This window comes from Klebsiella sp. WP4-W18-ESBL-05, assembly GCF_014169075.1.
GTDB lineage: Bacteria > Pseudomonadota > Gammaproteobacteria > Enterobacterales > Enterobacteriaceae > Kluyvera > Kluyvera ascorbata_B.
In genome coordinates this window covers 1,141,378-1,155,508 of sequence record NZ_AP022057.1, presented here as the reverse complement: position 1 = coordinate 1,155,508, position 14,131 = coordinate 1,141,378, and the positions used below count along the sequence as shown (strand labels likewise).

Annotated in this window: 11 protein-coding genes; 3 read left to right on the top strand and 8 right to left on the bottom strand. The window is 57.9% G+C overall.

What is annotated here, in order from left to right; genetic code table 11:
- Positions 1–6: 6 nt before the first annotated feature.
- Both tgt and queA read right to left on the bottom strand, forming a co-directional pair.
- Positions 7–1,134 carry a tRNA guanosine(34) transglycosylase Tgt gene (gene tgt, locus H7R58_RS05510; protein ID WP_106928046.1) on the bottom strand — a complete coding sequence of 376 codons (1,128 nt, stop codon included), beginning with the start codon at positions 1,132–1,134 and terminating at the stop codon, positions 7–9.
- Positions 1,135–1,189: 55 nt separating this feature from the next.
- Positions 1,190–2,260 carry a tRNA preQ1(34) S-adenosylmethionine ribosyltransferase-isomerase QueA gene (gene queA / locus H7R58_RS05505; protein WP_106928048.1) on the bottom strand — a complete coding sequence of 357 codons (1,071 nt, stop codon included), beginning with the start codon at positions 2,258–2,260 and terminating at the stop codon, positions 1,190–1,192.
- A 91-nt stretch (positions 2,261–2,351) separates the two neighbouring features.
- Here queA and acpH point away from each other — a divergent pair, with 91 nt between their 5' ends.
- Complete coding sequence (gene acpH / locus H7R58_RS05500) at positions 2,352–2,933, top strand: ACP phosphodiesterase (protein WP_106928050.1); 582 nt, start codon at positions 2,352–2,354, stop codon at positions 2,931–2,933.
- 171 nt (positions 2,934–3,104) lie between these two features.
- The gene (locus H7R58_RS05495; protein ID WP_106928052.1) at positions 3,105–3,707 is read left to right on the top strand and encodes a peroxiredoxin; all 603 of its coding nucleotides are present in this window, start codon (positions 3,105–3,107) and stop codon (positions 3,705–3,707) included.
- Positions 3,708–3,754: 47 nt separating this feature from the next.
- Here the strand turns inward: H7R58_RS05495 and H7R58_RS05490 are convergent, their stop codons facing one another.
- The 5 genes from H7R58_RS05490 to H7R58_RS05470 all read right to left on the bottom strand — a co-directional run bounded on the left by H7R58_RS05490 (position 3,755) and on the right by H7R58_RS05470 (position 11,040).
- The gene (locus tag H7R58_RS05490; protein WP_182929398.1) at positions 3,755–5,149 is read right to left on the bottom strand and encodes a DUF3999 domain-containing protein; all 1,395 of its coding nucleotides are present in this window, start codon (positions 5,147–5,149) and stop codon (positions 3,755–3,757) included.
- On the bottom strand, positions 5,136–7,772 hold the full coding sequence (locus H7R58_RS05485; protein WP_182929399.1) for a DUF2339 domain-containing protein: 2,637 nt from the start codon (positions 7,770–7,772) through the stop codon (positions 5,136–5,138). The genes H7R58_RS05490 and H7R58_RS05485 overlap by 14 nt, the downstream gene beginning before the upstream one ends.
- A gap of 136 nt (positions 7,773–7,908) precedes the next feature.
- Positions 7,909–9,777 carry an amidohydrolase gene (locus tag H7R58_RS05480; protein ID WP_106928058.1) on the bottom strand — a complete coding sequence of 623 codons (1,869 nt, stop codon included), beginning with the start codon at positions 9,775–9,777 and terminating at the stop codon, positions 7,909–7,911.
- Between the two features lie 20 nt (positions 9,778–9,797).
- On the bottom strand, positions 9,798–10,340 hold the full coding sequence (locus H7R58_RS05475; protein ID WP_182929400.1) for an antibiotic biosynthesis monooxygenase: 543 nt from the start codon (positions 10,338–10,340) through the stop codon (positions 9,798–9,800).
- A 58-nt stretch (positions 10,341–10,398) separates the two neighbouring features.
- Positions 10,399–11,040 carry a hydrolase gene (locus tag H7R58_RS05470; protein WP_106928062.1) on the bottom strand — a complete coding sequence of 214 codons (642 nt, stop codon included), beginning with the start codon at positions 11,038–11,040 and terminating at the stop codon, positions 10,399–10,401.
- 272 nt (positions 11,041–11,312) lie between these two features.
- Here H7R58_RS05470 and H7R58_RS05465 point away from each other — a divergent pair, with 272 nt between their 5' ends.
- The gene (locus tag H7R58_RS05465) at positions 11,313–12,215 is read left to right on the top strand and encodes a LysR family transcriptional regulator (protein WP_106928064.1); all 903 of its coding nucleotides are present in this window, start codon (positions 11,313–11,315) and stop codon (positions 12,213–12,215) included.
- Here H7R58_RS05465 and malZ read toward each other — a convergent pair.
- Complete coding sequence (malZ, locus tag H7R58_RS05460) at positions 12,209–14,026, bottom strand: maltodextrin glucosidase (RefSeq protein ID WP_182934790.1); 1,818 nt, start codon at positions 14,024–14,026, stop codon at positions 12,209–12,211. The two genes, H7R58_RS05465 and malZ, sit on opposite strands and share 7 nt — an antisense overlap.
- Between the last annotated feature and the right edge of the window lie 105 nt (positions 14,027–14,131).

Sequence of the window (14,131 nt, the reverse complement as noted above, 5' to 3'; positions counted from 1 at the left end):
TTAAAATTAATCAACGTTCAAAGGTGGAACGGAGCGCCCCTGACGTTGGTAAAAATCGGCCACGAAGCTCTCTAATTTACCCTCTTCAATAGCCTTGCGTAAACCAGCCATTAAGCGCTGGTAGTAACGAAGGTTATGAATGGTATTGAGGCGCGCGCCCAATATTTCGTTGCAACGGTCAAGATGATGCAAGTATGCACGTGAATAATTGCGACAAGTGTAGCAATCACACTCGGCATCGAGCGGGCTGGTATCGCTTTTATGCTTCGCATTGCGGATTTTCACCACGCCGTCGGTCACAAACAGGTGACCGTTACGGGCGTTACGCGTTGGCATGACGCAGTCAAACATATCGATACCGCGGCGTACGCCTTCAACCAGATCTTCCGGTTTGCCCACCCCCATCAGGTAGCGCGGCTTGTCGGCCGGAATCTGCGGGCAAACGTGCTCCAGAATACGGTGCATGTCTTCCTTCGGCTCGCCGACCGCCAAACCGCCGACAGCGTAGCCATCAAAGCCTATCTCTACCAGACCTTTCACGGAGATATCACGTAAATCTTCGTAAACGCTGCCCTGGATGATGCCAAACAGCGCATTTTTGTTACCCAGACCGTCAAAGCGGTCACGGCTGCGTTTTGCCCAGCGCAGAGACATCTCCATGGAGCGCTTCGCGTAGTCCCAGTCCGCCGGGTACGGCGTACATTCGTCGAAGATCATCACGATGTCGGAACCGAGATCGTACTGAATCTCCATGGATTTTTCCGGATCGAGGAAAATCGGATCGCCGTTGATCGGGTTGCGGAAATGCACGCCCTGCTCGGTGATCTTACGGATATCGCCCAGGCTAAAGACCTGGAAACCGCCGGAGTCGGTCAGGATTGGGCCTTTCCACTGCATGAAATCGTGCAGGTCGCCGTGCAGTTTCATGATTTCCTGACCCGGGCGCAGCCACAGGTGGAAGGTATTGCCGAGGATAATCTGCGCGCCGGTGGCTTCAACTTCTTCCGGCGTCATGCCTTTCACGGTGCCGTAAGTCCCCACCGGCATAAAAGCAGGCGTTTCCACTACGCCACGATCGAAAACCAGGCGGCCGCGGCGAGCGCGACCGTCTGTGGTGTCCAGTTCAAATTTCATCTTCACTCCTGCGTCAGAAAAACAGTCCGACGTTTTAAACACTCATGTCGCGGCGTTAATCCCCGACACGCTCAGAAATAGCCTGCGGATTGTACGTGATAAACATGGCATCACCGTAACTAAAAAAGCGATATTCCGCTTTTACGGCTTCATGATAGGCGTTCATGGTGTTTTTATAACCAGCAAACGCCGATACCAGCATAATCAGCGTTGATTCCGGCAGATGGAAGTTGGTGACCAGCGCATCAATCACCTGGTATTGATAGCCAGGGAAAATAAAGATTTGCGTATCGCCGAAGAAGGGCGCAATCAGTTCATCTTTTGCCGCCTGCGCTGCGCTTTCCAGCGAACGCACGGAGGTGGTGCCAACCGCCACCACGCGGTTGCCGCGCGCTTTCGCCGCCAGCACCGCATCCACCACGTCCTGCGGCACTTCCGCATATTCGGAGTGCATGATGTGATCTTCAATACTATCGACGCGCACCGGCTGGAAAGTGCCCGCACCCACGTGCAGCGTCACGAATGCCATCTCGATGCCTTTCTCACGAAGCCTGGCCAGCAGCGGCTCGTCAAAATGCAGACCCGCGGTCGGTGCAGCAACGGCGCCAGGCTTTTCGCTATAAACGGTTTGATACAGCTCGCGGTCGGCATCTTCGTCCGGGCGATCGATATACGGCGGCAGCGGCATATGGCCGATGGCGTTGAGGATATCCAGCACGCTGCGCGCATCGTCAAATTCCACTTCGAACAGCGCATCGTGGCGCGCAACCATCGTTGCTTTGATGCTCTCGTCGTCGCCCAGCAGCAGCTCGGCGCCCGGTTTCGGCGCTTTAGAGGCGCGAATATGTGCCAGAATACGTTTATCATCCAGCATACGCTCGACCAGCACTTCAATCTTGCCGCCGCTGGCTTTGCGGCCAAACAGGCGCGCCGGGATCACGCGGGTGTTGTTAAAGACCAGCAGATCGCCAGGGTTGAGCTTATCGAGCAAATCGGTGAAAGTACCGTGCGTCAGCGCGCCCGTTGGCCCGTCCAGAGACAGTAAGCGACAGCTGCTGCGCTCGGCCTGCGGGTAGTGGGCAATCAGGGATTCAGGTAATTCAAAGGAGAAATCGGTAACGCGCATGACTGTGACTCTGGGCTTAATAATGAGGCGGGTAGTCTAGTGCCGGGGCGTCGTCCCTGCAACCCTTACCCCTCTGGATAAAGAACAATCAATGAATTTTCTCGCACACCTGCACCTCGCACACCTCGCCGACAGTTCGCTGTCGGGAAATTTACTGGCCGATTTTGTGCGCGGCAACCCGCAGCAGGACTATCCCGCCGCGGTCGTTGACGGTATTCATATGCACCGACGCATTGACGTGATGACCGACAGCCTGCCGCAGGTGAAAGCGGCCCGTGAGTGGTTCCGTCCGCAAACGCGCCGCGTTGCCCCCATTTCGCTTGATGTCATGTGGGATCACTTTCTGTCGCGTCACTGGGCGCAAATTTCGCCGGATATCGCCCTTACCGACTTTGTGCACTATGCCCATGCGGAAGTCACCCACATTCTACCGCAGGCCCCGGCGCGTTTTATTACCCTCAACGAACACCTCTGGTCAGAGCGCTGGCTGGAGCGCTACAGCGACATGGATTTCATCCAACGCGTCCTCAACGGCATGGCCAGCCGCCGCCCTAAGCTCGACGCCCTGCGCGATTCATGGCACGACCTCGACGCCCATTATGCCGGGCTGGAAACCCATTTCTGGCAGTTTTACCCGCAAATGATGCTCAAAGCGAAAAACAAAGCGCTATAGCCCTTGCGCTATGACCAGGAACAGCTATGCTTATTCTTTTGGGAAAAATAAAATATCAATAGGAAAAACCTATCTAATTAATTGTCATAGCCTTTTTGTGTTAACCGCCTTCCCCCCCTATACTGGCCCGCGTTGCGTTCCATTAACCTTATAAATTCAAAGGAGAACCCCATGGTTCTGGTTACTCGTCAAGCGCCTGACTTCACCGCTGCAGCGGTACTGGGCAACGGTGAAATCGTTGAGAAATTCAATTTCAAACAGCACACCCAGGGTAAAGCCACCGTTCTGTTCTTCTGGCCGATGGACTTCACCTTCGTCTGCCCGTCTGAGCTGATTGCCTTCGACAAACGTTACGAAGAGTTCCAGAAGCGCGGCGTTGAAGTGGTTGGCGTCTCTTTTGACTCCGAATTTGTTCACAACGCATGGCGTAACACCCCGGTCGACAAAGGTGGCATCGGTGCGGTGAAATACGCGATGGTGGCTGACGTTAAGCGTGAAATTCAGCAGGCTTACGGTATCGAGCACCCGGACGAAGGCGTTGCGCTGCGCGGTTCCTTCCTGATCGACGCTAACGGCATCGTGCGTCACCAGGTGGTTAACGACCTGCCGCTGGGCCGTAACATTGACGAAATGCTGCGTATGGTTGATGCGCTGCAGTTCCACGAAGAGCACGGCGAAGTGTGCCCGGCACAGTGGGAAAAAGGCAAAGAAGGTATGAACGCGTCTCCGGACGGCGTGGCGAAATACCTGAGCGAAAACGTCTCCAGCCTGTAATCGGTTGAATTGAAAAAAGGCTCGCCATGGCGAGCCTTTTTTATGGCTTAATCCGCACGTTCTTTTTTCACTTCCCGCCAGATTCGCCACGCCATAAACGCCAGCACGGCCACCCCAAGTATCAGTGCCCCCCACACCAGCAGCGTTTGCCACTGGCTTTGCTGTTCGCCAACCGACGTTGCCGTCAGCCGCGCGTCTCCGCCAAGCGTGACGTTATCGCCAGGAACCGCCCACGGAAGCTCGTTGATGGGCTGCGTTGTACGCAGCGAGGCCGGAATCAGTAAATCGAGCCCAACATCGGCCTGCTCTGCGGCCCGATTTCCCCACGCCAGCACATAGGGGCCTTTGCCCTGCGCGTTAAACACCAGTTGATAGCTGTCGCGCGCGCCGCTCAGCGCGGGGAGCGCCTGCGGTAATCGCGCGCTGACGGTTTTCATCCTGATGGCCTGAATACGTTGGCCGGAGAAAAGAATATCTTCTGCGCGTTTCCCCTCCAGACGATACAGCACGGTTTTTGTCAGCGGTTGCCAGGGCTCATTTTCATCGCTACGCCAGGCCAGCTCCACCGGCAGAACGCCTTCGCTGGCCAGATCGATACGTAGCGACGTCAGAGGCTGCGGCCGCGTCCAGCGCCAGATGGCTTCCTCATCCGATAGCCGCTCCCCCTGAGCCATTATCACGATCTGCTCTGACTCGGGTTCGTTTGCCTCAGCGATGGCGCTGACGCTGCGTAACGCCGGCGCCGGACTTTTCGCGTCGAAGATCACCAGCAGGTAGCGATTACCTTGCGCAGAGAGCGTCAGGCTGGCGCTGATAGTGTCCATTTTCAGACGATCGTTATCGCGCGTCAGATCCAGCAACGGCGCGTCTTCTTGCACAGGCCGCCAGTTACGCAAATCACGGCTGACATAAACTGAGGCTTTACCCTGCCAGCTCTGTGCCGGCGTCTCCCAGTTAAGCCGCAGCTTCGCCAGCGAAAGCGAGTCCGTCATCGTTTCAGGCAGCGTCAATAAAAAGCTCTGTCCAATGGCGCTGACGTCATCGCTTTGCAAATGAATTTCGACCCCGCTTTTGGCGCGAAAAACCAAAGACTCACCACCGGTTCGTGCATCATCGCGCGGCGGGGCCAGCGACATATCGAGCGGAAACAGCCGCAGCGCTATCGCCTCTGGCGTCACGCTCCGGGTTTTCTGCGCCACCAGCGCGAACGGCACCGTATCCCCCTGATGGTTAAAGACCCGCACATCGCGCAAATCCGGCCAGGCGGTGCTCTGATAGACCGTTTGCAGAAGCGAAACGCGATACCACGGCGATGTGCCTGAGGTTTCCAGCACAACGCCTGACGCATAATCCGTAGGCGATTCCTGAACGCTTTCGCTGCTGAGCGCGGCCCCCGAGGCGGCGAGCAGCACGCCGCATAATGCCGCATTAATCCATTTCATTTTTCGTCTCCTCTTTGGGCGGTAACGGCGAAAAATACCCAACGATAAGCACCAGAATCGCCACGCCAATAAACGCAACGGCACGCGCCAGGCCGCCGCCGCGGGCGCTGTCTACCAGCATCAGCTTCACAATGACTATCCCGAGCAGTACGGCGCCACACAGCCATTCCCGACGGGAGCGACGCCGCGTCGCACGCAGCATCACGATCAACGCCGCCAGCATCCAGAACAGCGCGAAACAGGTCTGAATCAGCCGCGAATGCCACAGCGCCTCCACGTTCCAGGCCACTTCACCGTACCAGGCCAGCGAGCGCAGCAGGATGCCATTCAGCCACCAGAAGCTGAGCGACAGCAGCGCAACCAGCGGCCAGGGGCGGCATAGTGAAAGCGGCGTCGGGAAGTCGCGCTGTGAAACGCGATAAAACACGATCAGCCCCAGTAGCGCAAAAGCGGCCCCCTCTTCCAGCGGATTCACCAGCGGCAGCCAGCTCTGACGATAAACCACACCATCCTGCAAATTCGTCAGCACCAGCAGGATAACCAATGCCAGCGCAACCGGAATCATCGCCTGAGAAGCGTAGAGTGCTGGCCAGACGCGGAACGGCCATCGCTGACGATGAACCGCCTCATTGACGAGGAAGATAAGCAGGCCACCCGCGGCCATCATCAGGCCACTGCCCCACGCCGCCATGCCCCATGGCAGATCCTGCGTAAACCAGAACAGCTCCGTCGCCAGCGCCAGCAAAATCATCCAGAAAAGCGACAGGTGCGCCAGTCTCGACAAACGCGATGGCAAGGCTGCGGCATCACGCCAGAGCAGCGCCCCCGCCGCGGGTAAGGCCAGACACCAGGCCAGATTCTGCCAGCCCGCGGCAAAAATCACCTGCTGCGAAATCTGCGACATCAGCACCACCAGCATCGTCGGCCACAGCAGCCATTTACTGGCATCCAGCGCCCGCCATGCCAGACGTTCGGCGACCATCCGCCAGCCCCAGACCGATATTGCCATGAGCGCCAGTACGCCAGACAGCACCAGCGAGTCTTTTTTCAGCACCAGCTGCGATGCACCAATGAGCGCAACTATCCAGAAGATCAGGCCGCCAGCCAGCAGAACCCAACTGCCCTGGCGCTGAATATGACGCCACAGCCAGGCCGCGGCCAGCCAGCTGAGGCTAAGTACTGCGAAGATCAGCATCAGGGAAAGCGCAGACGTCCCGTTCATCTGCGCCCACAGCGCGCTGCCCACGGCCAGTACCAGCAGCGCCGTGCCGCTATAGCTCATTCGCCGCTGCTGCTGCTGAACGCCCAGCCAGAGGATGCCGAGACCTTCCAGCGCCCAGGCCATCGCCGTCCAGCGTGCCGAAAGCGCCAGCGGGATAGCGAGCGTGGTGAATACCCCGCCCAGCGCCAGCGCCGCCAGCACCAGCGGCCTTCCCAAAGCCGGATAGCGACGCAGTGCCAGCCAGGCTAACGCCAGATAGAAACCGCCGTAGCCTAGCGCGCTGAGCGCCGGGCCGTATTCCATATGCCGGGTGATAGCATACTGCATACCAAAACCCATTAACGGCGGCGCAAACAACAGCACCCCATCAATAATCTGCTTACCTTTCTCCTGCGCACGTAGCGACAGCGCCACGCTCAGCACGCCAAAAAGGATCGTATTGGCTATCAGGAAAAGCTGGCAGCTCAGGTAATACTCCGGCCGATAGCCTTCGAGCCCCCAAATACCGCCAACGCCAAAGGTAAACAACAGGCCGAGGAGGTTAAGCTCCCGCCAGTGTTGCCAGATGCTAATCGCGAGAATACCGACGGAAAGCAGAAGGTAGAAAGAGAAGAGCGCCACATGGCTGCCGCCGCCGGTGGAAAGCAGCAGCGGTGCCAGATAACCGCCGAGGCTTGCCAGCATCGCGAGGCTAAGCGCTTTTTGTAAAATCGCCAGGCCCACGCTCGCCGCGCAAATGACCACCAGCAGCACGAAAGCCAGCGTGATTGGCAGCATCTGCCACAGCCGGAACGCCCCAAAGACGGTGAGATAGAGCGCCCCCGTCGCCCCGCCTTGCAGGATAAGCGCATACACCGGTTGCTTATGCCGCAGCCGCCATCCTACGACCAGCAGGACAATCGCAAACAGCGCCGCTGCCGCCAGGCGCAGCTCCAGCGGAAATAGGGAATGTTCAACCGTGTAACGCAGCAGGAAAGAAAGACCGAGGAAGAGCAGCAAAATCCCCAGCTTTGCCAGCGGGTTGCCTTGCATAAACCAGCGCACCAGGGACGACATGATTCCGCCAAAAGCGGATGGCTGTTGAGCAGATGGTTTAGGGATAGGCACCGTTTCCGTTTTAGGCTGCGCACGCCAGGGGTTTTCAGGCTCAGGGGCAACGTCGATAACGGGCGGCTTGTCAGGCATCGGCTCGGGCAGCACCGCTGCGGGTGCGACTGCCGCGGCCTGTGGCTGCGGCGCATTCGCCGCACCGCGCTGCTCAAGTTCGTCTATCCGACGGCGTAATAATGCCAGCTCTGCGCTAACGGCCGTGCTGCGCCGGAATGCAACAATCGCCAGAACCGGCACCACCACCAGCGCGAAGAATAGAACGATACAGCCAAGGGTTAGCAGTTCATCCATGTTTCCACCTTCACTGTCTATGGAAACAACAGAATGACACAAATTGTTGCATTTGTGCCATGTCTGTTAGCAAAGTGAACAGCGTTTTAGCAAAAAGAGACAGCCCCTACGCACGCGTAAGGGCTGGAAGAAAGGGTTAGAACGAGAAGCAGGAACAGCCAAGCGCGCCCCAGAACGCGCGATCGTCGGATACCGGCACGCCGGATTTACGCGCTAAGTCATGCTGGTGCCCGTGAACGCCGCAGCTCCCGCAGCACTGGTGCATCTGCACCACCGCGCCAAGATGCTCTGTTCCCGGAGGCGCAGAACGGTAGTGCCCCGGGACTTTCACCACCGGAGACCATTCCGGCAGGACCGGAATCGGCGGCGGTGCCAGCGGCGTAAAGTGCCCGGCGGCATACACCACGCGGCCATCGACGAGGGTCATCACCGACTCAATACCTTTAATTTCCTCTTCCGGTACGCTGAAGTAATCTTTCGACAACGTCACCAGATCCGCGAGCTGTCCAGCGGCGATACGGCCTTTTTTCCCCTGCTCGCTGGAGAACCAGGCGCTGCCTGCCGTCCAGAGTTCCAACGCCACATCACGCGGCAGTCGGTTTTCGTCGTCGTACATCGACATTCCGCCAACCGTGCGCCCGGACACCAGCCAGTACAGCGCCGTCCACGGGTTATAGCTTGCCACGCGGGTTGCGTCGGTCCCTAAGCCAACCGGGACCTCCATCTCCAGCATCTTCGCCACCGGCGGCGTATGTTTTACCGCATCTTTGCCGTAGCGATCGACAAAGTATTCCCCCTGGAACGCCATACGATGCTGCACCGCAATACCGCCGCCCAGCGCCTTCACGCGCTCGATATTACGCTCGGTAATGGTTTCTGCGTGGTCAAAGAACCAGTGCAGGCCGTTAAACGGAATATCACGGTTAACCTTCTCGAACACATCCAGCATGCGGCTGATGGATTCATCGTAGGTGGCATGCAGGCGGAACGGCCAGCGGTGTTCAACCAGATGGCGCACCACACGTTCCAGCTCATCTTCCATACCCGGCGGCAGGTCCGGTCGCGGCTGCAGGAAGTCCTCAAAATCGGCTGCCGAGAACACCAGCATTTCGCCCGCACCGTTGGCGCGATAGAAATCGGTGCCCTGGCCCGGCTTGAGCATATCGGTCCAGCGCTCAAAGTCGTCCAGCTCCTGCTTCGGACGCTGGGTAAACAGGTTATAAGCGATACGAATCGTCATCTGCTTGTTAGCATGCAGCTGTTCGATAATTTCGTAATCATCCGGGTAGTTCTGGAAACCGCCGCCAGCGTCAATGGCGCTGGTCAGCCCCAGACGGTTCAGCTCGCGCATAAATTGACGAGTGGAGTTAACCTGCTGCTCCAGCGGCAGCTTCGGCCCTTTCGCCAGCGTGGCGTAGAGGATCATGGCATTCGGTTTCGCGATCAGCATCCCGGTTGGGTTGCCGTTATTGTCGCGCACGATCTCGCCGCCCGCCGGTGCCGGCGTCTCTTTGGTGTAGCCTACGGCCTTCAGCGCCGCACGGTTAAGCAGCGCGCGATCGTACAGGTGCAGCACGAACACCGGGGTATCCGGCGCGGCATCGTTCAGCTCTTCCAGCGTCGGCATACGACGTTCGGCAAACTGGAACTCGCTCCAGCCGCCGACGACCCGCACCCACTGCGGCGACGGGGTACGGTCGGCCTGCTCTTTAAGCATCCGCAGCGCGTCAGCCAGCGACGGCACGCCTTCCCAGCGCAGCTCCAGGTTATAGTTCAGACCGCCGCGAATCAGATGCAGGTGCGAGTCGTTCAGCCCCGGGATCACCGTGTGACCGTGAAGATCGATAATTTGCGTGCCTTCGCCAGCGTAAGACATCATCTGCGCGTCGGTGCCGACGGCAAGGATCTTACCGTCGGCAATCGCCACCGCTTCGGCGCGGGGCTGTTGGCTATCCAGGGTATGAATCTGCCCCTGGGTTAAGATCAGTGTGGCTGTTTGTGACATAGCGTTCTCCTTGCGCCGGATCAGGCTTTTTTCAGCCAGCCGGCAAACAGGCGGGTCACGATGGGCATCCAGAGCCAGACCACCAGCGCGACCACACAGGCATCATTGATAAAATGCAGCAGCAGGGTTCCTTTGAGCGACGGCAGAAGCGCGCCCGTTATCGCGGGCACCAGGTTAGTGCTCGGGAAAATCACCAGCAGGGTTATCAGGAACTGTTTCCAACGCTTAGGCTGGCGGACGCGCGCTGTCGGCGGCGTAAACCAGAATGCGGCTTCGGTACGCACTTCGGTGCGATCCCCTTCCGCCAGCAGTGGAGAAATGTCATCGACCAGCTTGCGACGCACGTCGGACTGAGTCCAGGCGTAAAGATGTTCGAGAGTATCGAAACGAATAATGATGTTCCACGCCGTCTGTCCGTCAACCGGGCGGATCACGTTTGCCCCCAGATGGCCGGGATAGTTCGCCGCAACCGGCATAATTTCGCCGAGCCAGGCTTCATACTGCGCGACGTGTTCAGGACGAATGGCGTGGGTGATGACCAGAGTGACGTGCTTTTGCGTCATGACGATAGGTTCCTTGCGCTTGCAATTCGGCGGGGTCACCCCCGCCGGTATCCTCACCTTAGGCTTTGCGCTCAGGAGCGCCATGCACCATGGTGTAAGCGTAGTCCACACCCATGCCATAGGCACCGCTGTGCTCGCGCACCAGATCCATCACCGCGTCGTAGGTCTCTTTACGCGACCAGTCGCGCTGGTACTCCAGCAGCACCTGCTGCCAGGTTACCGGCACGGCGCCAGCCTGCACCATACGGTCGATAGAGCGTTCATGCGCATCCACCGAGGTCCCGCCAGAGGTATCGGTGACAACGTACACTTCATATCCTGCTTCCAGCGCCATCAGTGCCGGGAAGGTCAGGCATACTTCGGTCCACAGCGCGGAAATAATCAGTTTTTTACGCCCGGTCGCTTCCACTGCTTTCACAAAAGCCGCATCTTCCCAGGAGTTCATCGAGGTGCGTTCGATAGGCTTAACGTCCGGGTGAACGGCAAGTAATTCCGGCCAGATATAGCCACTAAAACTTTTGGTTTCAACAGAAGTGTAAATCACTGGAACATTGAATATTTTCCCAGCCTTCGCTAGCGCTACGGTGTTATTTTTCAGCGTCTGACGATCGATATTTGCCACGCCAAAAGACATTTGCGGCTGATGGTCAATAAAGATAAGCGTAGAGTTGGTTGGATTAATCAGTTCCCGAATAGACATAACATACCTTCCTAATCAATTGGTTAGTGGCAATGAGCTGTAACTGCCGTGAGCAGGCGGATCCTGAATCAGAAAGCTTGTTGAGTATAGCGGGAAATTTCTAACGAGTTATTAAAGAAAATTTACCATCCTGTGACGGAATTATTTTCTAATTGTGGAACATCAACATCTACATCAAAAAAATGCGAATGTTATATCTAATTTATTCACTGGCATTATTTCGGCCTATTCGTTAAAACTGACTAATTAATTTTTAAGGATATTTTAAGCTCATGCGCATAAATCTGGATGTTTTGCTGATCCTCGACGCTCTCGACAAATACGGTACTTTCGCCGCCGCCGCCGAATCACTGTTCAAGACCCCAGCCGCGCTGAGCTACATGATCCAGAAGCTGGAAAGCGATCTGAGCATTGAACTGCTCGATCGCTCCGGACACCGGGCCAAATTCACCGATACCGGACGCATGATGCTGGAGAAAGGCCGTCTGCTGCTGAACGCGGCAAAGGATTTGGAAAAACAGGCGCAACAGCTCAGCTCCGGCTGGGAAAAAGAGCTGGCGATCGCCCTGGATGAGTCGTTTCCCTTTTCGGCGCTGCTGCCGCACATCGAGGCATTCTACGGGCTGAACAAGCAAACGCGCCTTAACTTCACCCACCATACGCTCGCCGGTTCCTGGGAAGAGCTAACACACAACGGTGCCGATATTATTCTCGGCGCCATCAACGAGCCGCCCACTTCCGCCGCCTGGTCGTACCGCATGCTGGGGACGCTGGACAATGTTTTTGTCGTCTCGCCCAATCACCCGCTGGCTGACGCTCAGGAAGGCTTATCCAACGAACAGCTGTGCCTGCATCGGGCGGTGGTGATAAGCGACAGCGCCCGCCATTGCCACCCGCTGCAAACCAACCTGATGGATGAACAGCCGCAGATTCGCGTTGATGATTTTCACAGTAAAGTGAAGCTGTTGCTCGCCGGGCTCGGCTGCGGTTTTCTGCCGCGCCACATTGTCAGCCCATGGCTGGCGAGCGGCGAACTGGTGGAAAAAACGGTCATCTCATTTCGTCAGAAAGATGTTGCCTACATTGCCTGGCGCAACGGCAGCGATGGGCTAGCACAGCGCTGGTGGCGGGAAACCCTGCTCGCCAGCGCTGAAATTGCGCACCTCTATCAGTGAGTGGTCCACACCGTTGCGGAGATTGCCGCCAGGGTCAGCGTGCGTTCAGCAAGCTGGCCTTCCCCTTCCCGCCGTTGCCAGCCGCTCACGGCGAGCAGCGGTGAATCCGCCAGCGTGACCTCTGCCGCATCGCCGCGGTTAATCGCCACCAGCACGCGTTCTGCACCAAGGACGCGCAGGAAAATGACCACATCGCCTTCGGCATACAGCACCTGACACGCGCCGCAGCGCAATGCCGGAGTCGCCTTGCGCAACGCCGCCAGCCGCTGATACAGCGCCAGCAGCGCGCCGTCCTGCTGGTGTTCATTCCACGGGAACGGCTTACGGCACATCGGATCGTTATCGCCATCGAGCCCAACCTCATCACCATAGTAGATGCACGGCACGCCGGGCCAGCTGAACAGCCAGACCACCGCCAGCGGTAGGCGCGCCACATCGCGGCCCAGCAGCGACTTAAAGCGCGCGGTATCGTGGCTATCAAGCTGGTTAAACATGCGCAACTGCTGCTGATGCGACAGCCCGGCGCGGTAATCCTCCATCCACGCCATGCAGGTTTGAGCATCGATGTTCTGCGGATCGTAGGAGATATCGGTGTTCGCAAGGAAGCCCCACAGCGGAAAAGTGAAGCCGCGATAGTTCATCGCCGCATCTTCCGCATCCTGCTGTAACCACTGCCGCGCGTCGCCAAAGTGCTCGCCAAAGACAAACGCATCCGGACGCGCCGCTTTCGCAGCCTGCGTAATGGCGGCCACGTGCTGAAGGTTGTTTTTCGCCCCGCCCGCCTCGCCAAGCATATGCACCACGTCGAGCCGCCAGCCGTCCATATTCCACGGCGCTTTCAGCCAGTGGCGCACGATACTGTCCTCATCGCCGTAGATATCCGCTTGCAGCGACGATGACCGATAGTCCAGCTTCGGCAGGCTGGCGTAGCCCAGCCAGTCCAGCGCCCTACCGTCGGCGGAGAAGCTGTAGCGATCGCGCCACGGCGACGTGGCATGGTGGCAGGCGCCGTGGTCACCGCACTGATGGCGGTCAAACCAGGCGTGCGTATCGCCGCTGTGGTTAAATACGCCGTCGAGAATCAGCCGCATCCCCGCACGCTGTGTAGCATGACGCAGGCGCAGCAGCGCGTCGTTACCGCCAAACTGCGGGTCAACTTCGCGATAATCTTGCGTATCGTATTTATGCACGCTCGGTGCGGTAAATACAGGATTCAGATACAGCGCGGTTACGCCCAGCGCTTTCAGGTACGGCAGTTTTTCACAAATGCCATTGAGATCGCCGCCGTAAAAGGTTGAGCCACCCGCCTCTGCGGTCAGCGGTTGGTCCCAGTCGTGCAGGATAATATCGTGTCCAGCGGCGTGATGATGGTAGACCTTATCCTGCTGCGCACCGCGCGCCGCGCCACGGGCAAAACGGTCGGGGAAAATCTGGTAAAAGATCTGATCCGTCACCCACTGCGGCCCTTCATCCGGGCAGTCATAGGCAAACAGCTCCAGCTTCGCCGGCGGAATAGCGCTGAACCCCTTAGGCGCAAACCACAGCTGACGATCATCCCACAGCAGTTTAAAACCGTAGCGGCGACGCGGCTGGCCTTCATGCAGCTTGATTTCCGCCCGCCACTGCACCACATCCGGCGCGGGCGCTTGGCTACTGCGGCGCATCGGCACCGCCATCTCTTCATTATCCACCTCCGAGCGCAGAGTTACCCGCTGCGGCAGGTTATCGCCGCGCAGCCACAGCTTAATAATCAATTTATCCTGCTGGCGTTTTATAAAGGGCGCAACCGGAAGGTGCCAGGCGTTCAACATCATTTTTCCCCCATCATCAAAATGAGCACACCTTGCCATAGGGCTATTTTACCCTACTCATCTTTTAAACTTTTTTATAGGGAGGAGGACGGGGGCGCAGATTTG

Bases quoted from the DNA above. Each gene is read 5' to 3' on its own strand.
- H7R58_RS05485 (WP_182929399.1), bottom strand. From the start codon at position 7,772: ATGGATGAACTGCTAACCCTTGGCTGTATCGTTCTATTCTTCGCGCTG.
- malZ (WP_182934790.1), bottom strand. From the start codon at position 14,026: ATGTTGAACGCCTGGCACCTTCCGGTTGCGCCCTTTATAAAACGCCAG.
- H7R58_RS05470 (WP_106928062.1), bottom strand. From the start codon at position 11,040: ATGTCTATTCGGGAACTGATTAATCCAACCAACTCTACGCTTATCTTT.
- queA (WP_106928048.1), bottom strand. From the start codon at position 2,260: ATGCGCGTTACCGATTTCTCCTTTGAATTACCTGAATCCCTGATTGCC.
- H7R58_RS05465 (WP_106928064.1), top strand. From the start codon at position 11,313: ATGCGCATAAATCTGGATGTTTTGCTGATCCTCGACGCTCTCGACAAA.
- H7R58_RS05480 (WP_106928058.1), bottom strand. From the start codon at position 9,777: ATGTCACAAACAGCCACACTGATCTTAACCCAGGGGCAGATTCATACC.
- H7R58_RS05490 (WP_182929398.1), bottom strand. From the start codon at position 5,149: ATGAAATGGATTAATGCGGCATTATGCGGCGTGCTGCTCGCCGCCTCG.
- tgt (WP_106928046.1), bottom strand. From the start codon at position 1,134: ATGAAATTTGAACTGGACACCACAGACGGTCGCGCTCGCCGCGGCCGC.
- acpH (WP_106928050.1), top strand. From the start codon at position 2,352: ATGAATTTTCTCGCACACCTGCACCTCGCACACCTCGCCGACAGTTCG.
- H7R58_RS05475 (WP_182929400.1), bottom strand. From the start codon at position 10,340: ATGACGCAAAAGCACGTCACTCTGGTCATCACCCACGCCATTCGTCCT.
- H7R58_RS05495 (WP_106928052.1), top strand. From the start codon at position 3,105: ATGGTTCTGGTTACTCGTCAAGCGCCTGACTTCACCGCTGCAGCGGTA.